General features: G+C 64.7%; 18 protein-coding genes and 1 pseudogene. 18 read left to right on the top strand and 1 reads right to left on the bottom strand.

The genetic code is table 11. The features are described from left to right. Positions 1 to 20 precede the first annotated feature (20 nt). From ELS24_RS19755 to ELS24_RS19730, 7 genes are all read left to right on the top strand, one after another. Positions 21 to 1046 (top strand): SPFH domain-containing protein, encoded by a 1026-nt coding sequence (locus tag ELS24_RS19755; RefSeq protein WP_127185117.1) that lies wholly within the window; start codon positions 21 to 23, stop codon positions 1044 to 1046. 6 nt (positions 1047 to 1052) lie between these two features. Next, positions 1053 to 2522 (top strand): DUF4178 domain-containing protein, encoded by a 1470-nt coding sequence (locus ELS24_RS19750; protein ID WP_050448460.1) that lies wholly within the window; start codon positions 1053 to 1055, stop codon positions 2520 to 2522. Positions 2523 to 2526: 4 nt separating this feature from the next. Next, positions 2527 to 2700: a hypothetical protein gene (locus ELS24_RS30960; protein ID WP_164741274.1), complete on the top strand. Its 174-nt coding sequence runs from the start codon at positions 2527 to 2529 to the stop codon at positions 2698 to 2700. Further along, the gene (gene speD, locus ELS24_RS19745) at positions 2697 to 3047 is read left to right on the top strand and encodes an adenosylmethionine decarboxylase (protein ID WP_127185116.1); all 351 of its coding nucleotides are present in this window, start codon (positions 2697 to 2699) and stop codon (positions 3045 to 3047) included. Before ELS24_RS30960 ends, speD begins: the two co-directional genes overlap by 4 nt. A gap of 115 nt (positions 3048 to 3162) precedes the next feature. After that, positions 3163 to 3921, top strand: a complete 759-nt coding sequence (gene modA / locus ELS24_RS19740) for a molybdate ABC transporter substrate-binding protein (protein ID WP_127185115.1) — start codon at positions 3163 to 3165, stop codon at positions 3919 to 3921. A gap of 24 nt (positions 3922 to 3945) precedes the next feature. Beyond that, positions 3946 to 4632 (top strand): molybdate ABC transporter permease subunit, encoded by a 687-nt coding sequence (modB, locus tag ELS24_RS19735; RefSeq protein WP_127185114.1) that lies wholly within the window; start codon positions 3946 to 3948, stop codon positions 4630 to 4632. Then, on the top strand, positions 4629 to 5315 hold the full coding sequence (locus ELS24_RS19730; protein ID WP_127185113.1) for an ATP-binding cassette domain-containing protein: 687 nt from the start codon (positions 4629 to 4631) through the stop codon (positions 5313 to 5315). Before modB ends, ELS24_RS19730 begins: the two co-directional genes overlap by 4 nt. Before the next feature lie 27 nt (positions 5316 to 5342). Here the strand turns inward: ELS24_RS19730 and ELS24_RS19725 are convergent. After that, positions 5343 to 6136, bottom strand: a pseudogene (locus ELS24_RS19725) (TOBE domain-containing protein). Between the two features lie 175 nt (positions 6137 to 6311). Here ELS24_RS19725 and ELS24_RS19720 point away from each other — a divergent pair. The 11 genes from ELS24_RS19720 to pgsA all read left to right on the top strand — a co-directional run bounded on the left by ELS24_RS19720 (position 6312) and on the right by pgsA (position 19887). Further along, positions 6312 to 6908, top strand: a complete 597-nt coding sequence (locus tag ELS24_RS19720) for a DUF4136 domain-containing protein (protein WP_050448502.1) — start codon at positions 6312 to 6314, stop codon at positions 6906 to 6908. 14 nt (positions 6909 to 6922) lie between these two features. Beyond that, positions 6923 to 8116 carry a patatin-like phospholipase family protein gene (locus tag ELS24_RS19715; RefSeq protein ID WP_050448455.1) on the top strand — a complete coding sequence of 398 codons (1194 nt, stop codon included), beginning with the start codon at positions 6923 to 6925 and terminating at the stop codon, positions 8114 to 8116. 159 nt (positions 8117 to 8275) lie between these two features. After that, the gene (locus tag ELS24_RS19710) at positions 8276 to 8677 is read left to right on the top strand and encodes a helix-turn-helix domain-containing protein (RefSeq protein ID WP_050448454.1); all 402 of its coding nucleotides are present in this window, start codon (positions 8276 to 8278) and stop codon (positions 8675 to 8677) included. Positions 8678 to 8982: 305 nt separating this feature from the next. Continuing rightward, positions 8983 to 10269, top strand: coding sequence for an efflux RND transporter periplasmic adaptor subunit (locus ELS24_RS19705; protein ID WP_050448453.1), 1287 nt, complete (start codon positions 8983 to 8985; stop codon positions 10267 to 10269). 65 nt (positions 10270 to 10334) lie between these two features. Next, a complete protein-coding gene (locus ELS24_RS19700) occupies positions 10335 to 13565 on the top strand; it encodes an efflux RND transporter permease subunit (protein WP_050448452.1) in 3231 nt (1076 codons plus the stop codon). Next, the gene (locus tag ELS24_RS19695) at positions 13562 to 15079 is read left to right on the top strand and encodes an efflux transporter outer membrane subunit (protein WP_050448451.1); all 1518 of its coding nucleotides are present in this window, start codon (positions 13562 to 13564) and stop codon (positions 15077 to 15079) included. The genes ELS24_RS19700 and ELS24_RS19695 overlap by 4 nt, the downstream gene beginning before the upstream one ends. Then, positions 15076 to 15816 (top strand): pyridoxine 5'-phosphate synthase, encoded by a 741-nt coding sequence (locus tag ELS24_RS19690; RefSeq protein WP_050448450.1) that lies wholly within the window; start codon positions 15076 to 15078, stop codon positions 15814 to 15816. Before ELS24_RS19695 ends, ELS24_RS19690 begins: the two co-directional genes overlap by 4 nt. 175 nt (positions 15817 to 15991) lie before the next feature. Then, positions 15992 to 16369: a holo-ACP synthase gene (gene acpS / locus ELS24_RS19685; RefSeq protein WP_230694956.1), complete on the top strand. Its 378-nt coding sequence runs from the start codon at positions 15992 to 15994 to the stop codon at positions 16367 to 16369. A gap of 14 nt (positions 16370 to 16383) precedes the next feature. Next, the gene (gene nagZ, locus ELS24_RS19680) at positions 16384 to 17442 is read left to right on the top strand and encodes a beta-N-acetylhexosaminidase (RefSeq protein ID WP_127185112.1); all 1059 of its coding nucleotides are present in this window, start codon (positions 16384 to 16386) and stop codon (positions 17440 to 17442) included. After that, positions 17405 to 19234: an excinuclease ABC subunit UvrC gene (gene uvrC / locus ELS24_RS19675; protein ID WP_050448447.1), complete on the top strand. Its 1830-nt coding sequence runs from the start codon at positions 17405 to 17407 to the stop codon at positions 19232 to 19234. Before nagZ ends, uvrC begins: the two co-directional genes overlap by 38 nt. Positions 19235 to 19314: 80 nt before the next feature. Next, the gene (gene pgsA, locus ELS24_RS19670) at positions 19315 to 19887 is read left to right on the top strand and encodes a CDP-diacylglycerol--glycerol-3-phosphate 3-phosphatidyltransferase (RefSeq protein ID WP_006225674.1); all 573 of its coding nucleotides are present in this window, start codon (positions 19315 to 19317) and stop codon (positions 19885 to 19887) included.

Below are 19887 nucleotides of genomic sequence, written 5' to 3'. Positions count from 1 at the left end.
CTGACACGGGAGAGCTATTCATGAGTCTCGGTTCCTTTATTCGCAAGCAGTTCATCGACATCCTGCAATGGAACGAGGATCGCGACGGCGTGCTCGCCTGGCGCCATCCGATGCAGGACTTTGAAATCCAGTACGGCGCCAGCCTGACCGTGCGCGAATCGCAGATGGCGGTGTTCGTGAACGAAGGCAAGGTGGCCGACGTGTTCGGCCCCGGCATGTACAAGCTGACCACGCAGACGCTGCCGATCCTGACCTACCTGAAGAACTGGGACAAGCTGTTCGAGTCGCCCTTCAAGTCGGATGTGATCTTCTTCAGCACGCGCCTGCAACTGGGCCGGCGCTGGGGCACGGCACAACCCGTGACCTTGCGCGACAGCGAATTCGGCATGGTGCGCTTGCGCGCGTTTGGCGTGTATTCGTACCAGATTGCCGACCCGGCCAAGTTCTATCGCGAAATCAGCGGCACGCGCGACGAATACACGGTGGACGACCTGGAAGCGCAATTGCGCAACATGGTGGTGGCCGCCATGACCACGGCGCTGGGCGGGTCCAAGGTGCCGTTCCTGGACATCGCGGGCAACCAGGGGCTGATGTCGCAAAGCATCAGCGAGCAACTGGCGCCCGTGTTCGACCGCTATGGCGTCAAGCTGGACAACTTCACGGTTGAAAATGTGTCCTTGCCCGAAGAGCTGCAAAAGGCGCTGGACACGCGGATTTCGATGGGCATGGCGGGCGACCTGGGCAAGTTCACCCAATACCAGACGGCCACCGCGATACCGCTGGCCGCGCAGAACGAAGGCGGTATCGCCGGCGTGGGTGCGGGCCTGGCGGCGGGCGCGGCGTTGGGGCAGACCATGGCGGCGGGCTTGGGCGTGGGGCAACCCCAGCCCCAGCAACCGGCGCAACCCCAGCAACCCGCGGCGCCGTCGCAACCCGACCCCGTCGCGCGCTTGCAGCAGTTGAAAGACCTGCTGGATAAAGACCTGATCACCGCCGCCGATTACGACACGGCCAAGGCGGAAGTGCTGAAGAAACTGACCAGCTAAGGCCCCATGCAGCAGGTTCTGTGTCCGCAGTGCGGCGCCCCGGTCAAGTTCACCTCTACCGCCTCGGTCATGGCGGTCTGCGGCGCATGCCGCAGCACCTTGTTGAAAGATGCCGAGTCGGTCAAGCGCATCGGCGAAATGGCCGACGTGCTGGAAGACTATTCGCCGCTGTGCCTGGGCGCGGCGGGCAGCGTCGATGGCAAGCGCTTCGACGTGATCGGCCGCATTCAACTGCGCTATGACGACGGCTTCTGGAACGAGTGGTACGTCTGGTTTGAAGACGGCGCCGACGGCTGGCTGTCGGACGCCTCGGGCCAGTACGCGCTTACGCGGCGGCGCAAGGTCAAGTCCACGCAAGGCCTGCCGGCCTTTGCCGACATCGCGCCAGGCGACGAGCTCAAGCTGGACGGGCAGCGTTTCGTGGCGTCGGACATGCGCCGCGCGCAGGCCGGCGGCGCGCAAGGCGAACTGCCTTTTGTGCCGGGCGATGGCTGGGAAGCCAAGGTGGCTGATTTCCGCAGTGTGGACGCCTTTCTCACACTGGATTTTTCCGACGGCCCCGAACCCGAGCTCTATATCGGCAAGGCCTTCGACCTGTCCGCCATGCAGGCGGCCTCGTTGCGCAGCAACGAGCAGGTGGAAGAAACAGCCGGCCGTTTTCGCGGCCAGATCAAGGCGCTGGACTGCCCCAACTGCGGCGCGCCCATCAGTTTCGTGGCGGCCATGGCCACCCATGTGGTGTGCCCGTCCTGCGCGGCCGCGGTCGATTGTTCCGGCCCCACCGCAGAAGTCATCGCGAAGGCGCGCAAGCTCAAGTCCATTAGCACCACTTTGTCGCTGGGCGCGGTGGCCAAGATCAGCGGCGTCAGCTACACACTGATCGGCTTGATGAAATGCGCCGACCCCGACCCCGAAGAGCCGTCCGACTGGATTGAATACCTGCTGTTCAATCCGGCCAAGGGCTTTATCTGGCTGGTGGAAACCGACGAAGGCTGGGAACGCGTGCAAGTCTGCGACACCTGGCCCAGCCAGAACAACGCCACCAGCGTGCGCTGGCGCTCAAAGCTGTACCAGAAGCTATACGACTACACCTCGCGGGTAGAGATGCCGCTGGGCGCGTTCAACTGGCGCGTGAAGGCGGGCGACACCACCAAGATCACCGACTACAAGGCCGGCACGCTGAAGCTGACGCGCGAACTGAGCGAGTCCGAACTGGGCTGGTCGGCATCGGCGCCGGTGGCGCCGGCGCAATTGGCGGAATGGTTCGGCAACCCCGAGCTGGCCAAGCAGAAGTCCCTGCCGCTGGGCGGCAAGCAGGGCGGATACAGCAAATGGGCCTGGATCGCCACGATCGGCATGGTGTTTCTGAATTTCGGCAACATCCTGAACGGTCGTTTCGTGCCGATCCTGATCGGGCTGGCGTTCCTGTGGTTCCCCGCCAAGCTGGCGGACAAGCTTTCCGGAAAGGACGAGTAGAACGATGGGCAAGTTCCTGTATGGCATCTATGCCTTGGTGGTGGTGATGGCGGCCACGGGCGCCAATTCGCCGGGCGTCAGCATGAGCGGCGGCAGCGGCAGCCGCAGCAGTAGCAGCAGCAGTTGGGGCAGCTCGTCGGGTGGCTCGGGCTGGTCGTCGGGCGGATCGCACAAGTGACGGTGCACGCCACGCCCGGCCGCCATGTGCTGGCCGATTTTCGCGGGGTGCGTGCCGACCTGCTGCGCGACGCCAAGGCGCTTGAAGCGCAACTGGTCGCGGCGGCGCAGGCCGCGGGCGCCAATGTGCTGAGCGCGCATTTCCATCACTTCGGCGAGGGCGCCGGGGTGACTGGCGTGGTCATGCTGAGCGAATCCCATATCAGCATTCATTCCTGGCCCGAACATCGCTTCGCGGCCCTGGACATCTTCATGTGCGGCGCGGCCCAGCCCGAGCTGGCGCTGGCCAGCCTGCAGGCGGCGCTGGCGCCGGAATCGCTGCGCGTCACGACCGTCGAGCGCGGCTGAACCCGCTTCTTCCCTAAACCTTGATCGGGCGCAGACCCTGCCCAGGCGCCAAATTGACGGTCGTTATATACCGCTATATATTTCGCTACCGATCCCGCAATTTCCAAGGAAGATCATGTCTTGCAAACGTGCGCTGCCAGCGCTGGCCCTGGCGCTTTCCGCCCTGTGGATGCCTGGCGCCCAGGCCGCCGACCTGGTGGTATCCGCCGCGGCCAGCCTGACCAACGCCTTCAAGGACGTGGCGCAGGCCTACGAAAAGGAACACCCGGACACCAAGGTTGTGCTGAACTTCGGCGCGTCCGACGTCTTGCTGCAGCAGATCTTGAAGGGCGCGCCGGCCGATGTGTACGCCTCGGCCGACCAGAAGGCGATGGACAAGGCCGTGGAAGAAAAGGCCGTGAAGCCGGCATCGCGCGTGGACTTCGCGGCGAACCAGGTCGTGTTGATCGTGCCGGCCGACAGCCAGGCCAACATCACGACACTGAAAGACCTGACCCGCGATGACATCAAGCGCGTGGCCTACGGCAACCCCGCATCGGTGCCGGTGGGCCGCTACACGCAGGGCGCGCTGGAAGCGGCGGGCTTGTGGAACGCCGTGCAGGCCAAGGGCGTGCTGGCGCAGAACGTGCGCCAAAGCCTGGCCTATGTATCGCGCGGCGAGGTCGATGCCGGGTTCGTGTTCGCCACCGACGCCGCCATCATGCCCGACAAGGTCAAGGTGGCGGTGCGCGTGCCGTCGCAAACGCCCGTGACCTATCCGATTGCCGTCACCGCGCGCGAGGAGGCCGCCGCGGAAGCCGAACGTTTCGTGGCCTATGTGCTGTCGCCGGCGGGTCAGAAGATCTTGGCGCGTTATGGCTTCCTGCATCCTTGAACCCGGGTTGATGGGCGGTTATCGATGACGGAGTCGGTCTGGGTGCCGTTGCTGCTGTCACTGAAAGTGGCGGGCTGGGCAACGCTGTTGGCCACCGTGGCCGGCACCGCCGCGGCCTATGGCCTGTCGCGTTGGCGCTGGCCGGGCCGCGATGTGCTGGACGCCATTCTGACCCTGCCGCTGGTCTTGCCGCCCACCGTTCTGGGCTACTACCTGTTGGTGTTGCTGGGCCGGCGCGGCATCATCGGTGAAACGCTGGCGAAGTGGGACATTGAACTGGTGTTTACGTGGCAGGGCGCGGTGATCGCCGCCGCCATCGTGGCGTTTCCGCTGGTGTTCAAGTCAGCGCGCGCCGCGTTTGAAAACGTGGACGTCCAGTTGGAAAACGCGGCGCGTGTGCTGGGTGTGAGCGAAGCCGGGGTGTTCTTCCGCGTGACGCTGCCCTTGGCCGCCCGTGGCATCGTGGCGGGCGTGTTGCTGGCCTTTGCCCGCGCGTTGGGCGAATTCGGCGCCACGCTGATGATCGCCGGCAGCCTGCCGGGCCGCACACAGACGCTGTCGGTCGCCATCTACGAAGCCGTGCAGGCGGGCGACGACCGCACCGCCAACCTGCTGGTGCTGGTCACGTCGATGACCTGCGTGCTGGTCTTGGTGGTGGCGGGCAAGCTGCTGCCCGTGGCCGCCCGGCAGCGCGATGGGGGCGGGCGATGAGCATCAGCATCCAGATCTCCCGACGCATGGTGTCGGGCGACCGGCACTTTCAGCTGGACGCGGCGTTTACCTCGTCCTCAAAACGCATCGCCCTGTTCGGGCCTTCCGGCGCGGGCAAAAGCCTGACTTTGCGCGCCGTGGCGGGGCTGCTGCGGCCGGACGCCGGACGCATCGAGATCAACGGCCGGGTGCTGTTCGATTCCCAAGCCGGCATCTGCCTGCCCGCGCAGGCGCGGCGCGTGGCGTATCTGTTTCAGGACTATGCGCTGTTTCCGCATCTGACGGTGGCGCAGAACATCGCCTTTGGATTGCGCCGGGGCTGGCGCAATCCGCCCCGGCGCGAGGTGGGGCCCGAGGCCAAACGCTGGGTCGATGCCTTTGAACTGGGCGCCATCGTGGGCAGCTATCCCGGTGAAATTTCCGGCGGCCAGAAGCAGCGCGTGGCGCTGGCGCGAGCCTTGATGCTGCAACCCGACATCCTCTTGCTGGACGAGCCGTTCTCGGCGCTGGACTCGCACCTGCGCGGTCGGATGCGCCAGGAATTGAACACGTTGCAGCGGCAGTTGGACGTGCCGATGCTACTGATCACGCATGATCCGGCGGACGTGGACGCCCTGGCCGACGAGGTCTTTGAAGTACGCGACGGCAAGGTCGGCCGCCGCCGCGATGATGTGGGAGTTTGATTCCAGGCGTTGACCCCGCGCCTGCGCCTAGTCCAGCACGCCCAGGATCACGCTGGATGCCTTGAAAATGGCCACGGCCGGCGCGCCCACTTCCAGCCCCAGTTCCTGTGCGCTGTCGTTGGTGACGATGGCCGCAAGCGTGGCGCCGCCTTCCATGTCGATCAGTATCTCGCTGTTGACCGCCCCGGGCCGGATGGCGCTGATGTGGCCCAGCAACTGGTTGCGCGCCGACAGCCGCAAGCCCGGCCCCGGCGCGCCGATGATGACGGCCGACGCCTTGACCAGTGCAATGGCTTCTTTGCCGGGCGCCAGGCCCAGTTCGGCCGTGCTGTCGCGCGTGATGGTGGCGGTGACGAGGTGCCCGCCCGCGATGCGAAGCTGGATTTCATCGTTGACCGCGCCGGTGCGGATCTCGGTCACGGTGCCCAGGAATTTATTGCGTGCGCTGGTTTTCAGCATGAAGCGCCTCATCAGATCGATGTCGCCGCTGGCGTCCAGCCCCGCGCGCACCAGGTTTTCCATGAATTTCCGGTGCTCGGATTCCAGCGCTCGGAAGGTCACGATCAGGCCACGCGCGCGGTCGGTCAGCTGCGTGCCGCCGCCGCCCTTGCCGCCCGCCGCCCGCAGCACCAGCGGTTCGCCGGCCAGGTTGTTCATGGCGTCGATGGCGTCCCATGCCCCTTGTAGCTCATGCCCACGGCGCGCGCGGCGGCCGTGATGGAGCCGGTGGCGTCGATCTGCGCCAGCAGGTCTATGCGATTTTTTCCGCCCCAGGTCTGGGCGCCGGAACGGAACCAGATCGAGCCGTCGAGTTCCAACATGGTGGTCAGTGTCAGGGTCAAAAAGCCAGCCCCGAGTGTAATGGACGGGCAGGGTACGCCCAGGCGTCATCGGCGGGTGCAGGCACGGGATGCGAATGAGATTCTGTTGAAACTTTGCGGGCTTCGCGGCACTATGTCGTGGCCCAGTGCTCTTGGAGACATCCCCATGAAAGCGATGAAAGCGGTGAAATGGTTGACGGCGGGTTCCATGACGGCCTTGCTTGCAGCGTGCGCCTCGGGGCCCACGATCAAAGGCGATTACGACCACCAAGCCGATTTTGCGCAGTACCAGACCTTCGGCTTCATGAATCCCCTGGGCACCGACAAGGCCGGCTACAGCACCTTGCTGACCGAGCGTCTGAAGGACGCCACGCGCGGCCAGATGGAAATGCGCGGCTATACCTACAACGCATCCAACCCCGACCTGCTGGTGAACTTCGGCGCCAAGCTCCAGCAGAAAACGCAGGTCACGCCCGCCGCGCCGCCCATGGGGCCGTACTACGGCTACCGCTCGGGCTTTTACGGCGGCTGGCCCGGCTACGGCTGGGGCGACGACGTCTACCAATACACCGAGGGCACCTTGAACATCGACCTGGTCGACGCGCGCCGCAAGCAACTGGTGTGGGAAGGCGTGGCCGTGGGCGAAGTGCAGAACCCCGATAGCGCCAACACGCCGCAGAACGTGGACAAGGCCGTGGCGCAGATCTTCGCCAAGTATCCGTTCCGCGCCGGCGTGGCCGCGCCGCAACTGCCGGACAAAAGCAAACCCTGACCCGAGGTAGCCGCATGACCACTCCCCGCAAGGCTCCGTCCCAAGACACCGGCAATACGCCGTCCTACGATACCGTTGCCCTTGTGCTGCAAGGCGGAGGCGCGCTGGGGTCCTATCAGGCAGGGGTCTACCAGGGCTTGCACGAGGCCGGCATCCGGCCAAACTGGGTGTCGGGCATTTCGATTGGGTCGATCAATGCGGCCATCATCGCGGGGTCCCGCGAGGATGAGCGCGTTGATCGCTTGCGTGGTTTCTGGGAAAGCATCTGCCGCCCCTCGGGCTTCGCGTCGGTGCCTTGGGGCGATACGCTGGCGGGCATGTTCGAAGGCATTCCGTTCGGCTTTGGTTCGCCGACCATGAACGGCCAGCTGTCCGCGTTCCAGGCCTTGTTTTCGGGGCAGCCGGGTTTCTTCAAGCCGCGCTTTCCGCCGCCTTACATGGTGAAAGGGCGGGGCGCGGCCTCCACCAGTTTCTACGACACCACGCCGCTTGCCGCGACGCTGCGCCAGTTTGTGGATTTTGACCTGCTCAACAGCGGCGTCATACGCGCCAGCTTCGGCGTGGTGAATGTACGCTCGGGCAACTTCGCGTATTTCGACAGCCTGAAAGACACACTGGGACCCGAACACGTGATGGCGTCCGGCGCCTTGCCGCCGGGCTTTCCTTCCGTTGAGATCGGTGGCGAACACTATTGGGATGGCGGCGTGGTGTCCAACACGCCGCTGGCGCAAGTGCTGACCACCGAGAACATGCGCGACACGCTGGCCTTCCAGGTTGATCTCTGGCCCGCGCGCGGCGGCCTGCCCACCACCTTGGAAGAAGTGGCCGAACGCCAGAAAGACATCCAGTATTCGAGTCGCACGCGCCTGGTCACCGACCAGTTGCGCCGCGTGCTGAAGCTGCGCCACGGTTTGCAGCGCCTGCTTGAGCGCCTGCCCGAGGCCGAGCGCGACGCGCCCGAGCTGGCCGATATCCGCATGCTGTCGCATACGCCAGCCACCAACATCATCAACCTGATCTACGAAGCCAAGCATCGGGAACGCTATTCCAAGGACTATGAGTTCGGCACCGAGGCCATGCGTGAACACTGGGAGTCGGGCTTGTCCGACATCCGCAAGACGCTGGCCAAGCCCGGCATTTTGGCCCGCCCGACGCAGGACAGCTGCTTCGTCACGCACGACATCCATCGCAACGGCATGCGCAATTAACCAGGGTTTCGTAGGACTGGTCTGATATTCGGACCCATAGCTCGTCAAACCCGCGTCACAAGGCCGCAAGGCCGGTAGTCTTCAAGGACAAACCGCAACCTTGTTCCGGGACCGGGCCGCCGCCACTGTTGGCGCAGGCCGTCCTGGTGGAGACTCGCCATGAACGCGCTCGACGTTTTTAACCGCCTGACATCCCGGTCGCCAGACGCCTCCGCCTTGCCCCAGACCGCCGCGCCCCTGCCGTTGGCGAACGACCGTCTTGATGGCTGGTGGAGCCTGCTATACCGGGGCTGGACGCTCTTGGCGCCCAGCGGCGTGCGTATCGACCTGACCGAAATCGAACGCGCTTGCTTCATCTGCCTGCTGCGTAACCCAAACCGTGAACTGTTGCGTGAAGAACTGATGACGTTGCGCGCAAGCACCAACCTGCGCACCCTGAATGTGGCGATCTGCCGACTGCGCGGCAAAGTTTTGCAGACAGGCATTCGCTTGCCGCTGCATACTGTCCACGGCGTGGGCTATGTGTTCCTGGGCAATCTCAGAGAGCTTTCCAATCTGTGAGCCTGTAACCGGATTGTCTCCCCCATGCATCCTGTGAACAGCTGAAAAACCGTAATTTCCCTAGTAACTGAGTTACATTATTGGGCTGTTTACGTATCGTGCCTGACGTAAAGGCTTGGTTTGATCACGCATGATCGCGTTTGGCCGTCATGGTTCAAGCGCGCGCGCTTGATGATTCGATAGCCTGATCAGGTCAATTGATGCGATTGATATTGATGCATTTGACGAAGATGCGGATCGATTCAGATCGATGCGGATTGATGCGATTAACTGAAGCGGTTCATTACGCTTACGCGGGGGTTTCAATGCGGTTTTTGCCTAAACGTGTTTCAGGTCTGGCTGTTTCCGGTGGCATCCTCGCGCTGATGTTGGCGGGATGCGGAGAAGAGCCGCAGATGAACCCGGGCATGCCTCAGGTCAGCGTCATCACCGTTCAGCCTGAGCGCGCGCCCATCGTCTCTGAGCTGCCTGGACGCGTGGATGCCGTGCGCGATGCGCAAATCCGCGCTCGCGTGACCGGCATCGTGCAGAAGATCACCTTTGAGCAAGGTGGCGACGTCAAGGAAAACCAACTGCTGTTCAAGATCGACCCGGCGCCGTACAAGGCCGCGTACGATCAGGCCACGGCGCAGCTGAAGCAGGCGCAAGCGAACTTGTTCAGCGCCAAGCTCCTGGCCGACCGCTACGCCCCGTTGGTGAAGGCCAACGCGGTCAGCAAGCAGGAATACGACAATGCCGTGGCCTCGTTCCGGCAGGCCGACGCCACCGTCGCCGCCGCGAAGGCCGCGCAAGACAACGCCGCCATCAACCTGGGCTATACCGACGTCACCTCGCCCATCACGGGCCGCATCGGCAAGCCGCTGGTCACTGAAGGCGCGCTGGTGGAATCCACCTCGGCCACGCAGATGGCCACCGTGCAGCAACTGGACCCGATCTACGTGGACTTCACCCAGTCCACCGCGGAACTGGCCGCGCTGCGCCGCGCGTTCGCCAGCGGCAAGCTGCAGCAGGTGGGCAAGGACACCGCCCGCGCCACGGTCGTGCTGGAAGACGGCACGGAATACGACCACCCCGGCAAGCTGCTGTTCACGGGCATTACCGTGGATCCGTCCACGGGCCAGGTGAACCTGCGCGCCGAAGTGCCCAACCCCGACGGCATCTTGCTGCCCGGCATGTATGTGCGGGTGCGTCTGGAGCAGGGCGTGGACGACAAGGCGCTGATGGTGCCGCAGCAGGCGCTGCAACGCACCGCCGATGGTTCGCAAAGCCTGATGCTGGTCAAGGACAACAAGATTCAACAGTTGCCCGTGACCACTGGCGGCGCGCTGGGCACCAATTGGTTGATCACCAGCGGCCTGAAGGCGGGCGACGTGGTCGTGGTTGAAGGCTTCCAGAAGATCCGTCCGGGCGCGCCCGTGCAGGTCAGCCAATGGACCAAGAACGGCGCGGCCCAACCGGGCGCACAGCCTGGGGCACAACCCGGCGCACAGCCCGCCGCGAAACCCGACCCCCAACCGGGTGGCCAGCCCGCCGCGCCGTCCAAACCTGCCGAGCCCGCTCAGCAGGACAAGGCCGCAGGCCAGAAATCGTAAGCGGCACGCGGCGTCACAAGCGCCGCGTTCCCCTTTGGTGAGCATCGCTTTCAGAGTCAGCCCACATGCCGCAATTTTTTATTGATCGACCAATTTTCGCCTGGGTAGTCGCCCTGTTCATTCTGCTGGCCGGGGTGTTGGCCATCCCGAACATGCCGGTGGCGCAGTATCCAGACGTGGCCCCGCCGGCCATCACGATTACCGCCACCTACCCGGGCGCATCGGCCAAGGAAGTGGCGGAATCGGTCACCAGCATCATCGAAGACAAGCTCAACGGCGCCAAGGGCCTGATCTACTACGAGTCGGTCAGCGATTCCTACGGCACGGCCACCATCACCGCCACCTTCGCGCCGGGCACCAACCCTGACCTGGCGCAGGTTGACGTGCAGAACCGCGTGTCGAACGTGATTGCGCAGTTGCCCACGGCCGTGCAGCAGCAGGGCCTGCAATACGAGCAGACCAGTACCGGCTTCCTGATGATCGTGACGCTGTCGTCCGCGGATGGCTCGCTGGACCAGACGGCGCTGGCCGACTACATCACGCGCAACGTGCAGAACCCGGTTTCGCGGGTGGCCGGCGTGGGCCAGTTCCAGTTGTTCGCGGCGCCGCGCGCCATGCGTGTCTGGGTAGACCCCGCCAAGCTGGTGGGCTTCAACCTGAGCATGAACGAGGTCAACCAGGCGATTTCCGCGCAGAACGTGCTGATCTCGGGCGGCAGCATCGGCGCGCCGCCCAACCCGGAATCGCAACGCATCACCGCTACCGTTACCGCCAACGGTCAGTTGAGCACCGTGGACGGCTTCGGCAAGATCGTGCTGCGCGCCAACACCGATGGCTCCAAGGTGCTGCTGCGCGACGTGGCCCGCATTGAAGTCGGCGCCGACAACTACCAGTTCGGCGCCCGCCTGAACGGCAAGCCCACGGCGGCGTTCGCCATCGTGCTGTCGCCGGACGCCAACGCGCTGGCCACCGCCCAGGGCGTGCGCCAGCAGATGGAAGAACTGTCCAAGTTCTTCCCCGGCAACATCCAGTACGCCATTCCCTACGACACCGCGCCCTACGTGAAGGTGTCGATCGAGCAGGTGCTCCACACCCTGGCCGAAGCCATGGTGCTGGTGTTCCTGGTGATGTACCTGTTCCTGCAGAACGTACGCTACACGCTGATTCCCGCACTGGTCGTTCCGGTGGCCATGCTGGGGTCGTTCGCGGTGATGCTGGGGCTGGGGTTCTCGATCAACGTATTGACCATGTTCGCGATGGTGCTCGCCATCGGGATTCTGGTGGACGACGCCATCGTGGTGGTCGAAAACGTTGAGCGCATCATGGCCACCGAAGGCTTGCCGCCCAAAGAGGCCACCAAGAAAGCCATGCCGCAGATCAGCGGCGCCATTATCGGTATCACGCTGGTGCTGGTCACGGTGTTCCTGCCGTTGGCCTTCATGAGCGGGTCCGTGGGCGTGATCTACCGCCAGTTCTCGGTGGCCATGGCCGTGTCGATCTTCTTCTCGGCCCTGCTGGCGCTGACCTTCACGCCGGCCTTGTGCGCCACCATCCTGAAGCCGATTCCCAAGGGGCACCACAACGAGAAGAAAGGCTTTTTCGGCTGGTTCAACCGCAAGTTCGACGCCACCACCCACGGTTACCAGAACTGGGTGTCGCGCATTCTGCACAAGGGCGGCCGCATGATGCTGGCCTTCCTGGTGCTGGTGTTGCTGCTGGGCTGGCTGTACCTGCGCCTGCCGTCGTCGTTCCTGCCCGAGGAAGACCAGGGCTACGTCATCAGCAACATCGAACTGCCCACGGGCGCCAGCGCCAACCGTACGGTTGAAGTGATCGAACAGGTTGAGGAATATTTCCGCAACGTGCCGGCCGTTGAGAACATCATCGCCGTGCAGGGCTTCAGCTTCAACGGTAACGGCCTGAACGCCGCCATCGCGTTCACCACCTTGAAAGACTTCAAGGACCGCAAGGAAAAGCAGGATTCCGCGGGCGCCATCGCCTTCAATGCCTTCCAGAAGCAGTTGATGGGCATTCACGATGCGCAGGTGTTCACCTTGGTGCCGCCGGCCATTTCGTCGCTGGGTAACGCCACCGGTTTCGACTTGCGCCTGCAAGACCGGGGCGCGGCCGGTTCCGAGGCGCTTGCCGCCGCGACGGGCCAACTCATGGGCATGGCCATGAAGAGCCCGGTGCTGTCGCAGGTGCGTATCACCGGCCTGGCGGCCGGCACGCAGCTGACGCTGAACATTGACCGCGACAAGGCCGCCGCCTTGGGCGTGGATTTCAATGAAGCGGCATCGCTGATCTCGACGGCGGTGGGCTCGGCCTACCTGAGCAAGTTCCCCAACATGGGCCGGATGCAGAACATCTGGGTGCAGGCGGATGCGCCGTATCGCATGCAGTTGTCCGACGTCTTGAAGCTGAACGCGCGTAACGCCCAAGGCGGCATGGTGCCCTTGTCGACCTTCGTGTCGGCCGAGTGGGTCCAGGGCCCGGTGCAGGTGGTTCGCTACAACAGCTACGAGTCCATGCGTATCGGCGGCGCTGCCGCCGCGGGCTACACCACCGGCCAGGCCATGGAAGAAATGCAGAACCTGGTGGCGCAGTTGCCGCAGGGCTTCGGCTACGAATGGACGGGCCTGTCCTACCAGGAACGGCAAGCCGGCAACCAGGCGCCCATCCTGATGGGCCTGTCGCTGCTGATTGTGTTCCTGGTGTTGGCCGCGCTGTATGAAAGCTGGGCCATTCCGCTGTCGGTCATGCTGGTGGTGCCGCTGGGCATGCTGGGCGCCGTGGCGCTGGTCAGCGCGCTGGGCATGTCCAACGACGTGTACTTCCAGGTGGGCATGGTGACCGTGATTGGCCTGGCGGCCAAGAACGCCATTCTTATCGTGGAGTTCGCCAAGGATCAGTACGCCCGCGGCATGGGGCTGTACGAGTCCGCGGTGGAAGCGGCCAGGTTGCGGTTCCGGCCAATCCTGATGACGTCGCTGGCGTTCATCCTGGGCGTGGTGCCGCTGGCCATGGCCACGGGCGCCGGCGCCGCCAGCCAGCGCGCGGTGGGCCTGGGCGTGTTGGGCGGCATGCTCGCCGCCACGCCGTTCGCCGTGATCTTCGTGCCGACCTTCTTCGTGGTGGTGCTGGGCCTGTTCAAGACCCGCCCGCGCCTGCTGGGCGCCGAACTGAAGGCCTGGGAAGAAGAGCAGGCGGCCAAGAAGGCGGCCGGCGACCAGCCCGACGCAGAAGCGGGATACACCCCCGTACAACCCAATGGTGGCCCGGAGGGCAAGGCATGAAAGCCCTGATGATCAAGCAATCCGCCCTGTCCGCCTTCGTGGCGGTGGCGTTGGCCGGCTGCTCGCTGGCGCCCGACTACAAGCGTCCCGACGCACCGATCACGGGCACTTGGCCCGACCAGCCCAAGGTGCAGTACGGCGGCTACAACAAGCCCACGTCGCTGGGCTCGCAGCCGGCGTCGGCGGTCGTGCCCGAAGCGGGCATACCCGCCGCCGATTTGGGCTGGCGCGAATTCTTCCGCGACCCGCGCCTGCAAAGCCTGATTGCGCTGTCGCTCGTCAACAACCGCGACCTGCGCGTGGCGGTGCAGCGCGTGGAAGAAGCGCGCGCCCAGTATGGCGTTCAGCGCGGTGAGCAGTGGCCCAGCATTGGCGCCGGCATCCAGGGCCAGCGCCAGCATCTGCCGGCCAACATGCGCGCGGGCGGGCCGGATTCCAGCTCGATTTCCAGCTCGTACCAGGCCGGCATTGGCCTGACGACGTTCGAAATCGATTTGTTCGGCCGACTGCGCAACCTGTCGGAAGCGGCGTACCAACAGTACCTGTCGACCGAGCAGGCGCAAAAGACCGTGCAGATCACGCTGGTCGGTTCCGTCGCGCAGGCGTACTTCAACTTCCGCGCGGCCGAAGTCCAACTGGACCTGACCCAACGCACGCTCGCGTCGCGCCAGGAATCCTATGACCTGGTCAAGCGCCGTTTCGACGGCGGCGTGGCGTCCGAACTGGATCTGAACCAGTCCAAGACGTTGCTGGACACGGCGTCATCCGACCTGGCGCAATTGGCCCGGGCCCGCGCCCAGGCGCTGAACGCGCTGGTGCTGCTGGTGGGCGCGCCTTTGCCCGAAGACCTGCCGCCGCCCGCCACGTTTGGCCGCGACCAATTGCTGGCCACCGTGCCGTCGGGCCTGCCGTCCGACCTGCTTGAACGGCGCCCCGACATTCTGGCGGCGGAAAACCAGTTGCGCTCGGCCAACGCCAACATCGGCGCGGCCCGCGCGGCGTTCTTCCCCACCATTTCCCTGACCGGGCTGTTGGGCGTGGCCAGCCCGTCCCTGGGTGACCTGTTCAAGGGCGGCCAGGGCTACTGGAGTTTTTCGCCGTCGATCACGACGCCGCTGTTCGCCGGCGGTTCGATCCGTGAAGGCTTGAACCTGGCCAAGGCGCGCGACAACATCGCCGTGGCGCAATACGAGCAGACCATCCAGCAGGCGTTCCGGGAAGTGTCCGACGCGCTGGCGGGCGAAGCTACCTACGGCGCGCAACTGGATGCGCAACGCGCCTTGCAGGAATCGTCGTCGCGCACGCTGGAACTGTCGAACCTGCGCTATACCAATGGCATCGACAGCTTCTTGCAGGTGCAGACCGCGCAGGTAGACTTCTTCAATGCCCAGTTGTCGCTGGTGCAGACCGGTTTGGCCGCGCTGATCAACCGCGTGGAGCTCTACAAGGCCTTGGGCGGCGGCTGGGAAGAAACCACGAAAGAACCGACCAAAGTGTCGACGACCACGCAATGATAGAACTTGGTGTAAATATTGATCACGTTGCCACCTTGCGGCAACAACGCCATACGGCGTACCCGGACCCGGTGGCCGCCGCGCTGCGCGCGGAGGATGCCGGCGCCGACCTCATCACGCTGCATCTGCGTGAAGACCGACGTCATATCCAGGACGCGGACGTCTACGCGATTCGTCCGCAACTGCGCACGCGCATGAACCTGGAATGCGCGATCACGGCCGAAATGCTGGAAATTGCCTGCGCCGTCAAACCCCACGACGTTTGCCTGGTGCCCGAAAAGCGCACCGAGCTCACCACCGAAGGCGGCCTGGAAGTGGCGGGCGCCTTGGATTCCGTTACCGACGCCGTGGGCCTGCTGGTTGAAGCGGGCATACGCGTGTCCCTGTTCATCGACCCGGACCCCGTGCAGATTGCCGCGGCGGCCAAGACCGGCGCCACGGTCATCGAACTGCATACCGGCGCCTACGCGGAAGCCCAGGGCGACGCGGCCAAAGCCGAACTGCAACGCATCCGCCTGGCCGTGACCGAAGGGCTGCGCCATGGCTTGCGCGTGAACGCCGGCCATGGCCTGCACTTGGGCAACGTGGCCCCGGTGGCCGCCATTGACGGCATCTCTGAACTGAACATCGGCCACGCCATCGTGGCGCAAGCGGTGTTTGACGGCTGGGAAAAAGCGGTCCGCGACATGAAAGCGGTGATGGTGCAGGCACGCCTGCAAGCGCTGCGCGGTTTGTGACCGCTGGCCGGATGACGGATGTCACTGTCGCTTGCCGCAGCTTCCGTGCCGCTGTTTTTGGGTGACGTTTATGTCTGACTCCTCCAAGGTTCCCGGCGCAACTCCCGGCGCGGGTCCCTCCGCAACTCCAAGCGCGGCAGCGCCAGCCCCGGCCGGCGCCATCGCCGGCATCGGCATGGACTTGCTGCGCATCGACCGCGTTGAACGTGCGCTTGCGCGGCACGGCGACCGGTTCGCGGAAAAGATCCTGGGCACCGAAGAACTGCAAAAATTCCATGCGCGCCGCGCCCGAGACCCGGTGCGCGGCGTGCGCTTCCTGGCGACCCGCTTTGCCGCCAAGGAAGCTTTTTCCAAGGCCATCGGCCTGGGCATGCGCATGCCCATGACGTGGCGGCGCGTGCAGACGCTGAACGCGCCGGGCGGGCGCCCGGTGCTGGTCATCGCGCCGGAGCTGCTGGACTGGTATGGTCAACGTTTCGGTGCGGCGCATGTGTCCATCACCGACGAATCCGATATGGCCGCCGCCTACGTGGTGGTCGAACGCAAGCCCTGAATTAGGACCGCCTCATGGCCAAGAAAAAATCCAAGGTAGTCCTGCCCCCCGGCCCCGTGATGGTCGACGTGGCGGGAACCTCGCTGACCAAAGAAGAGAAGACCCGTCTGCGCCACCCCTTGGTGGGCGGCGTGATTCTTTTCGCCCGCAATTTTGAAAATCGCAAACAGCTGACCAAGCTGACTCGCCAGATCCACAAGGCCCGCAAGGAGCCGCTGCTGATCCTGGTGGACCACGAGGGTGGCCGCGTGCAGCGCTTCCGCGAAGACGGTTTCACCGCCTTGCCCGCCATGCGCGACCTGGGCACCCTGTGGGACCGCGACCCCTTGCAGGCCATGCGCCTGGCCACCGAGGCCGGCTACGTGCTGGCCGCCGAACTGCGCGCCTGCGGCGTGGACATGAGCTTCACGCCGGTGCTGGACCTGGACTACGGCGCCAGCCAGGTGATTGGCAACCGCGCCTTCCATTCGGACCCGCGCGTGGTCACGATGCTGTCGCGCGCCCTGATCCAGGGCCTGGCGCTGGCCGGCATGGCGGCCTGCGGCAAGCACTTTCCGGGCCACGGTTACGTGGGTGCGGATTCGCACCACGAAATTCCTGTCGACCCGCGCAAGCTGGACGACATCCTGAACGACGACGCCGCGCCCTACGCCTGGCTGGGCGACGCCGTGCTGCCGTCGGTGATGCCCGCGCATGTGATCTACCCGAAGGTGGACAAGCACCCGGCCGGCTTTTCCAAGAAGTGGGTGCAAGACATCTTGCGCAAGCGCCTGGGCTATGACGGCGTGGTGTTTTCCGACGACCTGACGATGGAAGGTGCGTCGGTGGCGGGTGATATCCTGGCTCGTGCCAAGGCGGCGTTGAACGCAGGTTGCGACATGGTGCTGGTGTGCAACCGGCCGGACCTGGCCGACGATTTGCTGTCGCGCCTGAAGTTCGACCACGCGCCCGAATCGGTTGAACGCATCCGCCGCCTGATGCCGCGTTTCGATGCGCCCGACTGGGATACCTTGCAGGCCGAACACCGTTACCAGAATGCCCGACGACTTCAATCTCAAATCGTTCCTGTCTGACCTGCCGCATCTTCCAGGTGTCTACCGGCACCTGGATGCAGCAGGCGAAGTCATGTATGTCGGCAAGGCGCGCGACCTGAAGAAGCGCGTCTCGTCGTATTTCCAGAAGAACCTGGCCAGCCCCCGCATCGCCCAGATGGTGTCGAAAGTGGCACGGCTGGAGGTCACCGTGACGCGCTCGGAAGCCGAAGCGCTGATCCTGGAAAATAACCTCATCAAGAGCCTGAAGCCGCGCTACAACATCCTGTTTCGCGACGATAAGTCCTACCCCTATCTGCTGATCACCGGCCACGAATGGCCGCGCATTGCCTACTACCGTGGCGCCACCAACAAGCGCGGCCAGTACTTCGGCCCGTTCCCCAACGCCTGGGCAGTACGCGAAACGATCCAGATCCTGCAAAAAGTCTTCCGCCTGCGCACCTGTGAAGACACCGTCTTCGCCAACCGCTCGCGCCCCTGTCTGCTGCATCAGATCGGGCGCTGCTCGGCGCCGTGCGTGGGCGCCATCGAGGCCCAGGAATACGAGCGCGACGTGCAGCGCGCGGTGCGCTTTCTGAATGGCGAAGCCCGCGATGTCATGGGCGAAATCGAAGCGCGCATGCAGCAGGCGGCAGGTGAGTTGCGTTTTGAGGAAGCCGCCGCGCTGCGCGATCAGATGGGTTCGCTGGCGCGAGTGCTGCATCAGCAGACCATGGAAAACACCAGCGGCGAAGACACCGACATCATTGCGGTGGCCGTGGCGGGCGGCAAGGTCTGCGTGAACCTGGCGATGGTGCGTGGCGGCCGCCATCTGGGCGACAAACCCTTCTTTCCGACGCATGCCGAAGGCGAGGCCGCGCCGCAGGTGCTTGAGGCCTTCATCGCCCAGCACTACACCGACAACGCGATGCCGCCCGTGCTGGTCTGTTCGCATGCCTTGCCCGACCCGGATCTGATCAACCTGCTGGTCGAACAGGCGGGTGGGCGTCCGTCACGCCTGCTGACCCGTCCGCAGGGCGCGCGCCGGTCGTGGCTGGAACAGGCGGGCAAGAACGCCGAGATGGCGCTGGCCCGCGCCTTGACCGAATCCGGGGCCCGCGCCGGCCGCACCCTGGCGCTGGCCGAGGCGCTGGACCTGGACACCGATGAAGCCGCGCTGGATGCGCTGCGCATTGAATGCTTCGACATCAGCCACACGGCCGGCGAAGCCACGCAAGCATCGTGCGTGGTGTTTGAACACCACGACATGCAGCCCTCGCTGTACCGCCGTTACAACATAGCTGGCATCACCCCGGGTGACGATTACGCCGCCATGCGTCAGGTGTTGACGCGCCGTTTCGCCAAGGTGGCGGACGGCGATGCCCAGATGCCCGGCCTGGTGCTGATCGACGGCGGCAAGGGTCAGGTCGAAGTCGCGCGCAAGGTCTTTGCGGAATTGGGGCTGGACATCCAGACGCTGGTGGGCGTGGCCAAGGGAGAAGGGCGCAAGGTCGGCCTGGAAACCCTGGTGTTCGCCGATGAACGGCCGCCCGTGGCGTTGGGCGGGGAGTCCGCCGCGCTGATGCTGATTGCCCAGGTGCGCGACGAGGCGCACCGTTTTGCCATCACCGGCATGCGGGCGCGCCGCGCCAAGACACGCAATGTGTCGCGGCTGGAAGAAATTGAAGGGGTGGGCGCCCGCCGCCGTCAGCGCCTGTTGGCCCGATTCGGCGGGTTTTCGGGGGTGGCGTCCGCCAGCATCGAAGACCTGGCATCGGTGGACGGCATTTCCCAGGACCTGGCCGAACGCATCTACGAGGCGCTGCGTGGCTAGCCCCAAAGCCGGCCAGGGCGCGGCCGCCATGCCGCACCGATACAGCCAGCGTCATCCGGCTGATGTAGCATACGAACACTATGCCAATTAACGTACCCATTATCCTGACGTGGCTGCGCATCGCCATGATTCCGCTGGTGGTCGGGCTGTTCTACCTGCCCGAGAGCTGGATGTCGGTCCCCACGCGCGACACCTTCGCGGCGTGGGCGTTCATCATTGCGGCGCTGACCGACTGGTTCGACGGCTGGCTGGCCCGCCGCTGGAACCAGACCTCGGCCTTTGGCGCCTTCCTGGATCCTGTTGCCGACAAGCTGATGGTCTGCGCCGCACTGATCGTGCTGCTGGACCTGAGCCGCGTCGACGCCTTTATCTCGCTGATCATCATTGGCCGTGAGATCACCATTTCCGCCTTGCGCGAATGGATGGCCAAGATCGGCGCCAGCGCAAGTGTCGCCGTGCACCGCCTGGGCAAGTTCAAGACCGCCGCGCAGATGGTGGCGATTCCCTGCCTGCTGTACAACCAGCCCGTCTACGGCATCAGCACCAAGCTGCTGGGCGACGTGCTGATCATCGTTGCCGCGGTGCTGACGGTCTGGTCGATGCTGTATTACCTGCAGCGCGCCTGGCCCGCCATTCGCGAAAAAGCGCTGTAG

This window comes from Achromobacter spanius, assembly GCF_003994415.1.
Classification (GTDB): Bacteria; Pseudomonadota; Gammaproteobacteria; order Burkholderiales; family Burkholderiaceae_B; genus Achromobacter; species Achromobacter spanius_C.
Note: the sequence above shows the minus strand (reverse complement) of the source record. Positions and strands in the feature narration are given on the sequence as shown.